We start from the raw sequence: 13,831 nt of genomic DNA on the forward strand, positions 1-13,831 counted from the left end.
TTAACAGGTGATACCAAGCTAGTCCTGGTTAGTAGCACATGGACTATGAGAGTATTTGAATCCATCTACGGGTTGAAATACAGGGTGGAGATTTTACACCTTCCTTTCGACGTAGAGTATTTCCACAGCGACCGCAGGGATGCGTTGATTGTCGCAGGGTCAAGGTTCAGCCTGGAGGAGGGGCTTAAAAACATTCTTACAGTAGTAGAGAAGCTACCTGACTATAAACTTTACATTGTAGGCTCTGCGACAAGGGTTTCGCGTAAGGTGTTAGATTAGCTCTGGGGCGGGGTCGAGAGGGATGGTCTTGGGAACGTTGAGGTTAAGGTAAACATGCCCAGGGTGAGTTAAAAACGGTCTTGGCAAGGGCAAAGTTCTACATGCACCCGCTGTATCCAGAGCATTTTGGCCTCTCAGTGGCCGAGGCTGAGGCCGCTGGCGCCATCTCAATATTTTACAGGGATAGGGGCACGGACCGATATAGTGTCAAATATTGATCAAGACCTGGTAGCTTTCCAAGGAAAGCTATTCTACCTTCATTAGGGTTCGCTTATATTTTTACTGTAAGTTCATGTTGCGGAAAACATGTAGCTAGAAGCTCCTTACACTATTTTGCAACCAGGTTTAGCATTTTTTCCACTTGCTTACCCGGATCAACCTTTATGTAGGATTCTTGTATTATTGCCTCTCTATTGAAACTTTTTTCCAGGACCTTCATTATTTTACTCGCCAGCTCCTCGCTTCTTGGCTTGGATAAGTAACCTGTTACCCCGTCCTCAACGATCTCCTTTAAGCCTCCTTGATCAGTTACCACAGCCGGCACACCAAGCCTGTTAGCCTCAACGGGTATTCTACCAAATGCCTCGGGCCATATAGAGGGCATGACGACAGCTCTGGCTTTGTACATGGTGTGGTAGTAGTTTCTGCTGGGGAGTTTGTCGACGAAAACAATGTTGTTTAAGCTTAGGCGTTTAGCGTATTTCTCGACCCAACTATCTTTGCAGCCGACCATGTAGAGTTTTAAATCTTTAAACTGCTTGGATACGGTGGACCATGCATCCAGGAGTATGTGTGGGCCTTTAACAGGGTTGGGGCCTGAAGCGTAGAATATGTAGTTCCCATAGGGCTCATTGGGATTCGGCTTCACGTACTTTAAGGGTTCTATAACTGGGTTGTAGACGACCGCGTAAGGTTTACCCCCCAGCTCGGGCACGTGCCTTACGTGAATGTCCCAGAGCGTATTGGAGACCGGGATATAGCCATCTATGCTTTCTAGAACCATGTTTAACAGTTTCACCCATTTCATGTACTTGTACGGTCCTTTAGCGATATCCAAAGTGGCAAACATTCCTGCCATACCAATACTCAACGCCCCCACCTTGAAGAGCATGGATCTATGGCCTTGCCTACACCTGATGATTCTCCACGGAGAACACTTTTTTAGGCACACCTCGCCACGACCATAGAGGGAGTCCCATCGAGGGCATATTAAAGCGTAAGAGTGAAGATGAGCTATAACAGGAATGTTCTTCACATTTTTCACGAGTCGTGCAGTAGGATATTCTACATCCGTAATCCAGGCAACGTCAGCCCATTGTATAAGGCTTTGGGCAGAGTTAACCCCTATCACAGGGTAGCCTGCTTCAAGCTTGCAGTGGGCCCGGTGCACCGGAATCCCCATGGAGGTTATTCTAGACGTGAACTCTTCATTAGCCCGGTCGCATGTTAAAACCTTCAACTCAACCTTATCTTTGAGGAGCTCCAGTAGCTCTAAAGTAGCGATTTGGGCTCCGCCAAGCCATAAGCCATGAGTTAATGCTAAAATCCTCACTTAAAACTCCTCTAAAATATACGATTTACATGAAAGCTAAAAAGCTGGAGACGTGTGCAGGGTTTTTAAACCAAGCTAATGGTTTTGATCTAACCATGTCTACGTTAAGGTTTCCGGGCGGGCCTTCTTATGCTACTCTTCCATTGACGAGATAGATGACTTTGTCGACAGTATTCACTGCCCAGTTGAGGTCGTGTGTGACAATAATTATTGATAATCCTTCTTCTCTATTGACCCTTTTGATCTCTTCGTATATCTCAAGCCTCATAGCAGCGTCAAGGCTTTGCTCCAGCTCGTCTACCAGGAACGGGTTTCCGCCGGCTACCAGGGACCTAGCTATGGCAACTCTCCTAGCTTCTCCACCGCTTAGCTGGGAGGGGTATTTTGAGGCGAGGTGTTCGATAGATAGTTTTCTAAGAGCCCATTCAACCATCTCCATGATGGTGTCTTTGCAGAAGCCTTTTATCTTCAATGGGAACGCTAAGTTATCCCAGACAGTCATATGGGGGAACAACGCATTCTTCTGTGGAATATAAGCAACGCATCTTCTGTAGGGTGGTGTATTATCAACCGGGTTTCCATCGAATAACACGCTTCCCTTGTACGGTGTCAGGCCGGCGATTACTTTAAGCATTGTTGTCTTGCCAGCTCCATTAGGGCCTATAATAGCCGTTATCTTACCAGATGGTATGTTAACTGTGACCCCGTGCAGGGCGTAGTTCTCAATATTTCTCAGTGAGACATCTACCACCGTTTCTCACCAATCCACTTAGATGAAACTTTCTTCTCAACCACGTCTATGGATTCGACAATTACCACTATAGGGATGGTTAGAGCTATCATCGTTGACAATAAATGCTTAACATCTATGGTTAACGAGTATAAGAGTAAGAGGTGTCCTAGACCGCTTGTTAAAACAAGCATTTCAACAACAAGCGTGGTCTTAAACACCATTACAACCTCGGTTTTAACAATGGGCGTGATCTTTAGGAGTGATATAGGTGCTACAATCCTTGCAAGCGTGCTCCATGAATTAGCGCCCAGTGTAAAAGCAGCCTCTAAAATCTCAGAATCTATTGTCCGCGAAGAGTTTAACACACCATATAGTATCGGTGGAAAGCTGCAAATGAATGAAGCGGTTGCAGGAAGCGCGAGCGAGTCTTGGCCTACTCATAAGAGTAGGAGGGGAACCCAGACAACAGTGGGCAGTATGAATAGTATTGAGGCTATTGGCTGAACATACTCGTCAATCTTCAAGCCTGCGACTAGTAATCCAAGAGCGATACCAACTACTACATCCACGGCAAACCCTGCTCCAGCCCTGATCACCGTTAAAACAGCGTTTTCGAGAACAATGCGCATATAGTCCCCGTTTAGGAAACAGCCCGCCACCTCGCTGAACGAGGGTAGTACGTATGACGGGTATACACGGGCTCTAGCAACGAGCTCCCACACTAGTATGAGAATCGTGAACGATACTAGGGCTTTCACAGGTTTTAAACCCTTATACTGACTCGACGAGAAGGGTCGCATTATACCTCTCCTTAATCACTCCCTTAGAGTATGCGAAATCAATGTACGCCTGTATCTGGTCTACATCGAGACTTGTATTCCATTTAATACGCTGAATAGCCCTTAACGCATCGTCCCCGCTGATGTCAAGCCACTTGGAGAGTGTTTCAGCCGCTTTGAAAGGATCTTCCTCAACCTCATCCACCATCTCTCCAACAAGGTCTGCTATAATTCTCAACACATCACGATTCTTCTCCAGGTAGTCCACCGTGGCGAACAAGTAGCTTCCAGGCATATCAGGCCAGACATCACTACTCAGGAGCAGTATCCTAAGCCCTCTTGACTCCGCAACCTCCGGGTATGGCTCAGGGAGTATGGCAACATCTATGTAACCGCCTACAAGGCCTGTTAATATCTCCTGCGGCTGCAGGGTCTTAATCTCCGAGAATTTAACACCGTATTCATCCTGTATCTTCAAAGCTAGTAAGTACGCCTGACTCCCCGGTCCAGGCGTATAAACCACTTGCCCGTTAAGATCTGCAACACTGCTAACCCTATCCGGGTTCACTATGACCGCGAAGCCTCCGTCGTGTATTTTCCCAATAATCCTTATAGGTACGCCCTTATCGATCATTACTAAAATAGGTCCTAGACAAGCCTGGCCGGCGGCAATGTCTCCGCGTGCGACGCCGGCCGCTAGCTCCATACCGGTCTTAAACAAGAGAATATTGGTTACGTTTACCCCTTTCATCTTTAGTAAGGCATTATCTAAAACCATGTAGAACGGTGTTGCGTGAGCATTGAACTCGAGCCCCAGGGATATAGCTCCAGCAGTACTAGTATTCACCGAGTAAAGGCTGTAGTACGCTCCTATAGCTATGAGAAGCACCAATGCAAGAGTAATGGCTACAACCGAGGTTTCCTCATCATTAAACCGCCTTGCTAGCCAGGCCGTCTTCAATTGGAAAAGGGATGAGACGCTAATGCTTTAAACCTAGTGCTAATTGATTGTTAATCAAAACACGTTAACGCTTGCTCCGTAAGCACGAGGGCATGTGGAAAACACTGCCTGCGTAGTTTAACCCCCGAGTCCCTGGGTTTAATACGTTGTAAACGATATTATGGGAGAATAGGGTGTTTTCAATGATTCCACACATGGGCGATTCTCTATTGCAGGGGTTACTGTTTGAGGATGTTCAATACCTGGATCTAACCACTAGTGTTCTCGGAATAGGCGATTTAGAAGGCGCGGCGTCAGTTTTCTTTAGAGAGGATGGCGTTGTTGCCTGTAGTGAAGAAGCCGCCAGGATCTACGAGCTCGCTGGCGGCAGAGTCGATTATTTCCTCAGGAGTGGTGAAGAAGCTTCGACAAACCAGCTGGTTTTAGAGACGCATGGCAGGGCTTCATCACTTCACCTTGCCTGGAGAACTGCCCAGACTTTGCTAGCATATTGTAGCGGGGTTGCAACATACACTCGTAGAATGGTTAAGAAAGCAAGGAGGCTGAATCCACAGGTAGTAGTGGCTACAACACGTCAGACACCGCCGGGTGCAAGAGCGTTCTACCTTAAGGCTGTGATTGCCGGTGGCGGAGTAGTGCATAGGCAGTCGCTCTCAGACTCTATACTGGTATTTGACAACCATAGGGTATTCCTCGGAGGGCCCGGGATGCGCGCAACGGTCGAGAAGGCCCCGGCATCAAGCGGAGGTAGGAGTATCGGGGTGGAGGTTGAAAGCCTTGAGGAAGCATTGAAGGCTGTAGAGGCCGGAGCATACTACATACAATTCGATAAAACACCACCCGGAATACTGGCCGAGTACGTGGAAAAGGTAAAGTCCATGAGCAACAGGGTAGTCGTAGGAGTGGGGGGCGGGATAACGCTGGAAAACATTGAGGAGTACGCTTTCGTCGGAGTAGACGTAATAGTAACCTCTGCTCCTTATAGGGCGAAACCCATAGATGTGACAACAAAAATGGAGAAAACCACGCCTGCAACCTGATAATACTTCTCGGCAAGGTCTGAATAATTTTTAGAGTGATTGGAAGCGCTTGTCAATTACGTAGTAGACTCTCATAGAATATTGTTAATGATCACACAAGTGTACGCCGCCATGATAGCATTAAACATTGACAATACTGTTGCTAAGAACCTTAACTGCCCCTGCTTCACATAATATTTCACTTCATCGATACACGTGGAGCGAGTGCTTGCTCACGGTTCACCTGGGGCTTCCCGCACAGCCTGGTTTTGCACCATGTTCCTGCTTATCTTTCCCACGTAGATCCAGGACAGTTTCTCACTTATAGGTTCCAAGTATTCTAGGCACGTATAGTATGTAGTGTTAAACGAGTTTTCTCTATGCACTACTAGGATTACACTACGGGCTTCCGTATAATTCAGGATCCTGCACAATGTCTCGTTCGCCACACCGTTCCATGCCCAAATAAATCTTGAGGGATCAGGGTTTCTTACAGCTAGGTGTACGTATCTTGCATAGTCCGGGTGGGCCACGACTACTCCATCGTCCAGCATAAAGCTGTTGTTCTGGAAGAACCACATAGTCTCTATCAATCTATTGTCAGCAAGGGATGGTGCCAGTATTGACGGGAACTCTCTAAGAGACTTGTAGTAGTCGTAAGACCAGTTATACCCGTATGCGAAGGAAAGCCCTGGGAGAGAAGCTATCACAAGGTAGATCATTATCGCCCTTCCATCCTTCACCGCTTCAACAAGTCCTATAGCTGCCAGGGTACTGGCTAATGGTGCAGCCCCAATTAGGAACCTGTACCATGTAGTAGTGGATGAGTATGGTGCTATTAGGGGTGAGACGCCTGCGAGGAGTAGCGCGAGCATTGTTGATGCTACGTAGGGCTTTCTATGTTTTGCAAGAGCCGTGATAACTAGTGGAAGCATGATCCCGTAACCTGCTACAAGGTATGAAACAACCTGTGACTGCTCAAAGCTTGGGACAAGCCCCGGCGGCAGGACTCCAACAGCCCCGACCACGCTGTACGGCCTCCTCCAGTACCATGTCTCCAGTGCTGTGTTAACGAGGAGACCTGCTAAACCGCTCGCCAAGCCCTGTAGGCTAGAACCAGGGAGAACGCCAGCCCTGTGAAACCCGTTACCTCCATGCTTAGCCCGCACCCGGCGAGCAGTAGGATGGTGGCCAGGGATTGCTTCCAATCTTTCGGGAAACCCCACCTCTCCAGCACTATTATCGTTGCAAGCATAAACACGGAGCCCAGCAACTGTCTCTGGTAATCCCACGATATCCTCAGGTTTAAGATGAACGTGGTGGTTAAGAAGCCTGCTAGCAAACCAGTCCTCCAACCCTTCCCGTAAACCTTCACAGCAAGTAGGGTAGATAATCCTGCTAGAATGCTGAACGCTATGCTCGGGTAGATTTTGAACACGTACCACGCGTCCACGAGGTAGGTGAACGGGGCTAGAAGCATTGGTAGTAGGGGCGGAGTGTTCCTCCAACCACCCATCCAGTAGTAGCTGGTGAACGGGTTAAGCCTCTCCTTGAAGTCTAGCAAGTGTGCAACATACTCAGGAGTGTCCCAACCTATCAGCCAAGGCCACCACTTCAGCTCAGGCATAAACCTGAAGATGAATGCGAAAACGCTCACTATGAATGCAGTGATCAACGGGTGCTTGTCTAGGAACCCTCCGGCTCCACGGGCTAGGAGCAGTAGATTTCTATAAACGTCTTCAAGGCTTGGATCGGACTTAACAGCTAATACATCCCCTGTTAACAGGTGGACGAGAATGGTTAAAGTGATGAATAGTGAGCCGGTTGCCACTAGGAGAGAGTAAGCATAGCCTTCAATAGTGTAGTCGTCACCCACTAGCGCGCCGAAGTATCCGATCATGTAGGTGTAGTTGTAGTAGATGCTTGCAACCCTTCCGAGAACAACCATGGTAGCCCCGGCTAGGAGGATTAGGATTGAAGAATAGAACGGTTTACCCCGTAGCCCTTTAAGCTCCCTGTAGACGATTATTAGCGAGATCACTGTTGAAGCCCAAACAAGATAGTCGTAGGTAACCCTCCCCGTTAAGATAGGGTTGTGGTAGAATATCCCGTAGAGAGATAGTGCCAGCGAGAGTGACGAGAACACGACGTTGTAAAACCCTGAGCCAGGATTCATGAGCTTGTTTAAAACCTTGTTCAACAAGTCCTTCTGCATTTATAATCAAACCCTATCTTCTCCTGGAACTCCTCTTCTCCTCAAGCTGCTCCTCAATCCCCCTCATAGTTTTCATAACCCTTATTTCGAATCTTTTCAAGTATAGTGAGAGAAAGGCTAGCATCAAGCTTAGCAGTCCAAGACCTGACAGAGCTATTCCTGCCAATGCTTTTACATGGTGTACTACGTCGTGGAACAGCCATCTGTAGAGGACGTAGGCATCCAGGTATACCCCCGGGATGAGCATTAACGCTCCGACCGCGAATATAAGGAATGCCGGGTTATATCTCCACGCGAGCCTAACCATGTCTAGCGCTATTTTAAACCCGTGCCTAACCCCGAGCTTCTTCCTCCCGATTCTCTTCCTGTATGATATCGGTATCTCGCAAACCCGGAAACCTGTTGAAGCTGCATGGGCAACTATCTCCGATTCAACGCTGAAGCCTTTGAACTCGAAATTAACCTCCCCGAGAACCTTCTTGTTCGCAGCGTACATCCCGCTTAAAATGTCGCTTACTCGAACACCGAATAGTATTTTAAAGAACATTGAGAGAGCCTTGTTCCCCAGCCTGAACAGGAAGCCCTGAGCCCCCTTCTCCACATAAACCCTTGAACCTATTACCAGGTCACGGCCTTGCCCAAGCTTTTCCAACAGCTCAGGAATGTGCTTGGCAGGGTAGGTGTAGTCGCCGTCCATGAAGACGTAGCAATCGCTTTCAACGGTTTCAACAGCGGTTTTAATGGCCATCGCCTTCCCCGTTCCCTCCTGGAGTATTACCTTGAATCCCATAGATTCTGCAACCTTCCTTGTCCCGTCCACCGAGTGCCCGTCAACGATCAGCACGTTCTCCCTGGGCACGCCATTCTCGGTTAACTCCTTCAGCACTAATGGGAGTGCTTCAGCCTCGTTTAACACAGGAATGACAACCGTGTAGTCTCTGCAACTATTACTCCTCAATTCGAGGACCCCCCGTTAAAACATCTTGCTTTTTAAAACGGGAAACGCCTAATCCAGACCTGGGAGGCTCTCCAAGGTCAACGTGCTTTGAAACACCTATAGTGTTAAACCCTTGAAGCCCTGCTTCACCACTCATCAGCCGAAAACCCTCCGCAGCAGTACAGATTCAAATAGGCTGTTCACACAGCCCCAGCCTCTTCATGCTTGAGAATGATTTAGTCATGTTTTCAATCTCTGACAGCGAGCTCTATATATAATATTGTATGGCAACCCTTCTTAAATAAATGTTTTTAAACATGTAAGTTAAGAAATGATGTTCAAACGGTTTGGAAGGGTTTAAACCGTTTGAACACTCTCCTGGGTTTCAAACCTGTACATTCCACCAGATATTAGGAGCTTTGCCTTCTCCGGGTCATACTTCCAGTCAGGCGGGAGGACACCGGTTCTCTTATAGTATTTCACCAGCCTGTGTATCTTGGATTCAACCTCTATCAAGCCCTTCTTGCTGTGATAATCCTTCGGGTGCTCGTCGAGATGTCTCCTCAGGTTCACAGCCTTCTGCATGAGAGCCATTAAATCCTCGGGGATAGCTATTTTAACACCGTGCTTCTCAAGTATCTGGGCGAGCTTCCGGCCAGTGACCTGTTTCACGAGAGGTATCCCGTACTGGTCTCTCAGCAAAACCCCTATCATAGAGGGCGTGTAGCCTTTCTTAGCGAGCTCCACCACGAGCAACTCCACATCGCTCGGGCTCATGTCAAGCTTCAACCATCTCGGCGGGCCAGCCCTCGCAGGCCTGTTAGAGTGTGACTGCCCCTTGTCCCTCTTCTTGTTCATAAAGACACCTTCCCCTTAAACACTGCTATATTGGAATCCATATTAAAAACGGGTTTTAAATTTATTCAAGCCTCTCCAAGTATTCTCTTAGGGTTTTGAAAACGCTTCGAAGAGCCCTTGCCCTATGGCTCACCATGTTCTTCTCCACAACATCCATCTCGGCAAAGGTAACGCTGTATCCTTCTGGTATGAAGACCGGGTCGAATCCGAATCCTTTAACACCCCTAGCCTCGGTTGCTAAAACCCCGCATACTTCGCCGACACCTGTTATCAGGAATGGCTCGTAGACGAGCACCGCCACGGATTCGAAGCAGGCGCTCCTATCCTCCACATCCTTCATGAGCTTGAGCAGCCCCTTCCACCCTATTGTTTTATACACGTAGCTGCTGTAGGGTCCTGGGAAACCGTTTAATGCTTTAACGAACAAGCCAGCATCCTCAACCAGCACGGGCTGCCCCAGCTCCATGAATGCTGTTAAAGCAGCTTGTTTAGCAACCTCCTCGAGGCTGTCCGACTGAACCTCTCGTTTAACGCCCGGGCATTGCTTGAGAGTGATCCCGTATTCTCTCGCGACAGCTTCTGCTTCAGCATATTTGTGCGCATTCCCTGTTGCGAAGCATATTTCACGATACATACCTATCCCTCATAACAGTCTTCCTCAACTCTCTGTCAACATACCTCCCCCTAACCCTTACCTCGAGAAACCTTTTCCTAACATCTTCGAAAACACCGCTGTACCACTGCCTATAGTTTTCAAGGAACTGGTTCATGAACTCCTCGGCTATTCCAGGGTGCATCGCCTGTAGATTCCTGTAGAGGAGGTGGAGGTCTATCGCGTACTCCTCAACGTCATCGCTGTATCCTGCCAGCCCGAAGTCTATTATGTAAACCTCTCCCCCACTGTAGATTGTGTTGGCAAGGGTTAGGTCGCCGTGGTAAATCCTGTTGGAATGCATCACGGCAACCTGCCTCCCAAACTCGCCTGCAACCCTTCCCCGCTCTTCACGGCTCATAGAGTCTACAAGCCTTGAGAGAGGGGTGCCCTCCACATACTCCAGTACCAGGATTCCTTTTGAAACATCCACTATCAGCGGGGCTGGTACGTTGAGCCCTAGGCTTCTCAAGTGGGAGAGTATCCTGGCCTCAACCCTTGTCCTATACTCTTTGAAAACCTTGTTAAAGGCTTCATGCCTGTAGGGTTTGTCAAGCCTTTTCTTAACAATGAGGTCTGAGCCGAGGATTCTAACCCTGTAGAGAACCGCTTCAGCCCCTCTGTTAAAGTATGCTACTCTCTCAGCCACGGGTAGTCACCCTCGTCAAGCCTCAGCCTCTGCTTCACTAGGGCCTTCTCGGGTTCAACGCTGACACCGTGTAGGTACATTAAAAGCCCAGTGTAAGATATCATGAGGCCGTTATCGCCTGCGACCTCGGGAGGCGTCCCGTAGTAGGGGATACCATGGGTCTCGGCAAGCTTCTCCAGCTTCCATTTCAAGACAGTGTTGGATGCAACCCCTCCCACCAGGAGTATTGACTTTTTCCCGGTTAGCAGGAGGCTCCTCTCAGCAACCTCCACGAGCATGTTGAAAGCGGTTTCCCTTAAGCTGTTGCAGACAGCCCCCAACCCCTCCTTGCCAGCGCCCCTAGCTTTCTGGAGGGCAGCCGTCAGCAACCCGGAGAAGCTTAGATCGCTCCCTTTAACAGTGTAGGGGAGGGGGATGAACTCCTGGCTCCACTCAGCGCAGATATCAACAGCGTGCTTCCCGTCGACGACGTAAGGCGGGGCTATTCCCACCTCTCTCGCGAAAGTATCCAGGAGGTTTCCAAGCGGGATGTCAAGCGTCTCGCCTAAAACCCTGTAACCCCTGTCCCTCGCCGCGACGATCATGGTGTTTCCTCCTGACACGTATATCACTAATGGGTCTTCAAGCCCGCTGAAAAGCCTGCCAACCTCTATGTGGGCTACTGCGTGGTTGACGGGGACCAGGGGCTTACCATAGTATGATGCTATGAATCTTGCAACGCTTGCTGAAACCCTTAAACAAGGCCCCAGCCCCGGCCCCATCGAGTAGCTTACCACTGAGACATCGCTGAGGCTGAGACCAGCCTCCCTGAGAGCTTGCTTGAGAAGCGGGTAGGCTTTCTCCATATGGTGTAGCGCGGCCTCCCTCGGGTGGAGGCCTCCTTTCAAAGGCTTGTACTGGCTGTTAACGTTAGCAAGAACCTCTGCAAACCCTTTCCTAAGCCTTACAATCCCTACCCCGAAAGTATGGCTCGTGGACTCAAACCCTAGGGAGACCAGCTCCCTGTCCACGGGTATTTTGTAGGGTACCTTGTAGAGGAGGGGCAAACCCGGACCCAGCCGTTCAACCTGGGTTTAAAAACAAGCCTCTACTACTTCGCGTACTCGACGTATCCGCATCTCCCGCAGTGCCATCTAGGGACGGGTTGCTTGTGGAAAGCCATGAAGGAGCCGCACTTAGGGCACGTCTTATTCTTCCTTACCAGCTTCCCCGTCTTATAATCCACCTCGTATAGTTTGTGAACATAGGGCATTCAACATCACCCTTGTTGCTGAACCTTCTGTAATGATTCATCATTCCTCTTAATAATGTACTCGGGCTCGAAAAGCTTAACGCTGGATGCGTCGTCGTAGACGTGGGCTTCAACCCTGCTTACCTGAACCCCGTACTCTGTTTCCAAGCTCCTTATAATGACCTGTTCAACGGGCTTGCTGTAGTGCTTCGACAACGCTATTCTGAGCAGGCCCCTGCTCGGGGTTCCCTCGCCAGGGTGCCCAAGCCTTATGACAAGCTCGAGTCTCTTAATCAGCGGGTTATACCGCTCCTCCAATACCTCTCCGAGATACTTGTCAAGCTGGATTGTCTTAGCCACGCTGTAACCACCTTACTATATGAAACCATTAACTGGTTTAAATGTTTTAAGAAGCTTTAAAATCCTAATGCCACGGGCATCGAGCTCCACGACCCCGACGTTGGGTTGCCCGTAGATTATACTGGAAACCCCTGTGGATTGAAGAGCCAGCGGGAATACCAGCAGGTCCTCCTCCCCAACCACTTCGACAACGTGCTCACCTTTCAGGAAGCCTATTGTGAAGGAGTTGAGGCTCACGCACCCTGGAGGGTTCACGACCCTGAAAATCCGGCTCGCCACGGGCTCTTTCCCAGTTGGTATGTTTCTCTTGGTTTTATAGTCGACGACCCGTATCCTCGCGTAATGGTTTCTTGATACGACATCGCCCACGGCGGCGTCGCAGGACAGGCCTGTTATAGCGTGCTTGTCGGACACGTAGAGCTTGCCCTGGGGGAGGCTGAGAGCTTTCCTAAGGTAGTCCGGGGGTTTTAGGCAAGGAATGCTCCTCCCGGCACTAGCCAATCTTAACCACGTACCTTCCCTTATCCTTTAGCTCAAGCTTTTTAGCGATATCGCTTTTCTCAGGGTTTAAAACAATTATGACACCATTCCACTCGTCGGTGAAGCTTTTCGACCCGCATTTAGGGCATACCTCTACCTCTCTCTCAACCAGTGCTTTACAGTTCCTGCAGGCTTTGAAAGGCCTACCCTTCTTGCTCAACCCTACCACCCTGGCCTACCTTGCCCATCCCCGGCTGCCTCATAGTCATGTGAACCCTCAAGCCCTTGCCGGGCATTGGCGAAATGTTGAATATTCTCGCTCTCACAACATCTCCCTTGTCAACATACTTCTTAGACTCCTCGAGGAATAGGGCGCCCCTCCCGGGGTCGTAGGTTACCTTCTCATCGGCAACCTGGTTGATGTATATGAAGCCGTCGAGCACTCCCAGGTCTACGTAGAGCCCGTTCTTAGTGACAGTTACAACGTCTCCCTCGACAACCTCCTTGAGGAAGGGGTGGAAGACGAGTGCTTCAAACTCAACGTTATGGTACGTGGCCCCGTCGCCCGGTATGATCTTCCCAGAGGGCTCTATGCTGAGGCCGAGAATTGTGACAATGATTGATGGCTCCTTCTTCTCCTCACCGGTGAACGGGTTTTTCAATATGACTACCGACCCCTCGTACTGCTCCCTAAGCTCCTCGAGCGCAACCTCTTCGAGCGGTCTCCCGAACTTCGAGGGCGGTATTCTGACAACGTCTCTAACCTTTATTACGTTGTACAATCACGCAACACCTTGTCATTAATGTTTTAATAAGCACTTTATAGTATAAATCAATAATCCTTTTATAAATAACTTGAGCATTGAAAGAGATTCCTCAATACTCCAGCAGGCCCTCGACAACTATTCTGTGCGACTCCTCCCTCAAGTATATCTCCGACAAGCCCTTCTCCCTCGCCCTCCTCCTCAACTCTCTATCGTTGGAGGCTACTGCGGCATTGTTCAGAACGGCGTACTCTATGATTGCGTCGTCAGCGTTTTTCAAATCCCCGCGGAACTCAACTATCCTACACTTCTCCCTTGCGATTTTAACTGCGAGTTCGCACTTCTTCCTCATCAACCCTCCC

General features: G+C 49.2%; 20 protein-coding genes and 1 pseudogene. 2 read left to right on the forward strand and 19 right to left on the reverse strand.

Going from position 1 to position 13,831, the window contains the following annotated elements; genetic code table 11:
- Positions 1–45 precede the first annotated feature (45 nt).
- On the forward strand, positions 46–279 hold the full coding sequence (locus AC3OH0_RS06715; RefSeq protein WP_193436287.1) for a hypothetical protein: 234 nt from the start codon (positions 46–48) through the stop codon (positions 277–279).
- 328 nt (positions 280–607) lie between these two features.
- On the opposite strand, the gene AC3OH0_RS06720 is transcribed toward AC3OH0_RS06715, so the two are convergent.
- From AC3OH0_RS06720 to AC3OH0_RS06740, 5 genes and pseudogenes are all read right to left on the reverse strand, one after another.
- On the reverse strand, positions 608–1,831 hold the full coding sequence (locus tag AC3OH0_RS06720; RefSeq protein ID WP_193436286.1) for a glycosyltransferase: 1,224 nt from the start codon (positions 1,829–1,831) through the stop codon (positions 608–610).
- A 127-nt stretch (positions 1,832–1,958) separates the two neighbouring features.
- Positions 1,959–2,582 (reverse strand): ATP-binding cassette domain-containing protein, encoded by a 624-nt coding sequence (locus tag AC3OH0_RS06725; RefSeq protein ID WP_498345235.1) that lies wholly within the window; start codon positions 2,580–2,582, stop codon positions 1,959–1,961.
- Positions 2,576–2,971, reverse strand: a pseudogene (locus AC3OH0_RS06730) (ABC transporter permease subunit); the annotation flags it as partial. The gene AC3OH0_RS06725 and the pseudogene AC3OH0_RS06730, both read right to left, overlap by 7 nt.
- 30 nt (positions 2,972–3,001) lie before the next feature.
- Complete coding sequence (locus AC3OH0_RS06735; RefSeq protein ID WP_498345236.1) at positions 3,002–3,364, reverse strand: ABC transporter permease family protein; 363 nt, start codon at positions 3,362–3,364, stop codon at positions 3,002–3,004.
- On the reverse strand, positions 3,336–4,304 hold the full coding sequence (locus AC3OH0_RS06740) for an ABC transporter substrate-binding protein (RefSeq protein WP_498345237.1): 969 nt from the start codon (positions 4,302–4,304) through the stop codon (positions 3,336–3,338). Before AC3OH0_RS06740 ends, AC3OH0_RS06735 begins: the two co-directional genes overlap by 29 nt.
- 209 nt (positions 4,305–4,513) lie before the next feature.
- On the opposite strand from AC3OH0_RS06740, the gene modD reads away from it, so the two are divergent.
- A complete protein-coding gene (gene modD / locus AC3OH0_RS06745; RefSeq protein ID WP_498345238.1) occupies positions 4,514–5,344 on the forward strand; it encodes a ModD protein in 831 nt (276 codons plus the stop codon).
- A 212-nt stretch (positions 5,345–5,556) separates the two neighbouring features.
- On the opposite strand, the gene AC3OH0_RS06750 is transcribed toward modD, so the two are convergent.
- The 14 genes from AC3OH0_RS06750 to AC3OH0_RS06815 all read right to left on the reverse strand — a co-directional run.
- A complete protein-coding gene (locus tag AC3OH0_RS06750; protein WP_498345239.1) occupies positions 5,557–6,423 on the reverse strand; it encodes a hypothetical protein in 867 nt (288 codons plus the stop codon).
- Entirely contained in the window at positions 6,408–7,538 is a 1,131-nt protein-coding gene (locus tag AC3OH0_RS06755) for a hypothetical protein (RefSeq protein ID WP_498345240.1), read from the reverse strand. The genes AC3OH0_RS06750 and AC3OH0_RS06755 overlap by 16 nt, the downstream gene beginning before the upstream one ends.
- A 13-nt stretch (positions 7,539–7,551) precedes the next feature.
- Positions 7,552–8,496, reverse strand: coding sequence for a glycosyltransferase family 2 protein (locus AC3OH0_RS06760; protein ID WP_498345241.1), 945 nt, complete (start codon positions 8,494–8,496; stop codon positions 7,552–7,554).
- Complete coding sequence (locus tag AC3OH0_RS06765) at positions 8,486–8,632, reverse strand: hypothetical protein (RefSeq protein ID WP_498345242.1); 147 nt, start codon at positions 8,630–8,632, stop codon at positions 8,486–8,488. Before AC3OH0_RS06765 ends, AC3OH0_RS06760 begins: the two co-directional genes overlap by 11 nt.
- A 200-nt stretch (positions 8,633–8,832) precedes the next feature.
- Positions 8,833–9,333, reverse strand: a complete 501-nt coding sequence (locus tag AC3OH0_RS06770; RefSeq protein ID WP_193436278.1) for a 30S ribosomal protein S15 — start codon at positions 9,331–9,333, stop codon at positions 8,833–8,835.
- 61 nt (positions 9,334–9,394) lie between these two features.
- The gene (locus AC3OH0_RS06775) at positions 9,395–9,967 is read right to left on the reverse strand and encodes an XTP/dITP diphosphatase (RefSeq protein ID WP_498345243.1); all 573 of its coding nucleotides are present in this window, start codon (positions 9,965–9,967) and stop codon (positions 9,395–9,397) included.
- Entirely contained in the window at positions 9,957–10,634 is a 678-nt protein-coding gene (locus AC3OH0_RS06780) for a Kae1-associated kinase Bud32 (protein ID WP_498345244.1), read from the reverse strand. Before AC3OH0_RS06780 ends, AC3OH0_RS06775 begins: the two co-directional genes overlap by 11 nt.
- Complete coding sequence (gene kae1, locus AC3OH0_RS06785) at positions 10,619–11,680, reverse strand: KEOPS complex N(6)-L-threonylcarbamoyladenine synthase Kae1 (RefSeq protein WP_498345245.1); 1,062 nt, start codon at positions 11,678–11,680, stop codon at positions 10,619–10,621. Before kae1 ends, AC3OH0_RS06780 begins: the two co-directional genes overlap by 16 nt.
- 44 nt (positions 11,681–11,724) lie before the next feature.
- Positions 11,725–11,886 (reverse strand): 30S ribosomal protein S27ae, encoded by a 162-nt coding sequence (locus AC3OH0_RS06790; protein WP_498345246.1) that lies wholly within the window; start codon positions 11,884–11,886, stop codon positions 11,725–11,727.
- Positions 11,887–11,892: 6 nt separating this feature from the next.
- On the reverse strand, positions 11,893–12,225 hold the full coding sequence (locus tag AC3OH0_RS06795; RefSeq protein WP_498345247.1) for a 30S ribosomal protein S24e: 333 nt from the start codon (positions 12,223–12,225) through the stop codon (positions 11,893–11,895).
- A gap of 15 nt (positions 12,226–12,240) precedes the next feature.
- Positions 12,241–12,726: a DUF359 domain-containing protein gene (locus tag AC3OH0_RS06800; protein ID WP_498345248.1), complete on the reverse strand. Its 486-nt coding sequence runs from the start codon at positions 12,724–12,726 to the stop codon at positions 12,241–12,243.
- Entirely contained in the window at positions 12,719–12,925 is a 207-nt protein-coding gene (spt4, locus tag AC3OH0_RS06805; RefSeq protein WP_498345249.1) for a transcription elongation factor subunit Spt4, read from the reverse strand. Before spt4 ends, AC3OH0_RS06800 begins: the two co-directional genes overlap by 8 nt.
- Positions 12,909–13,487 (reverse strand): DNA-directed RNA polymerase, encoded by a 579-nt coding sequence (locus AC3OH0_RS06810; protein ID WP_498345250.1) that lies wholly within the window; start codon positions 13,485–13,487, stop codon positions 12,909–12,911. The genes spt4 and AC3OH0_RS06810 overlap by 17 nt, the downstream gene beginning before the upstream one ends.
- Positions 13,488–13,581: 94 nt before the next feature.
- A partial coding sequence (locus tag AC3OH0_RS06815; protein WP_498345251.1) for a PIN domain-containing protein occupies positions 13,582–13,831 on the reverse strand: 250 nt, incomplete at its 5' end.

The organism is Thermosphaera sp. (genome assembly GCF_059755995.1).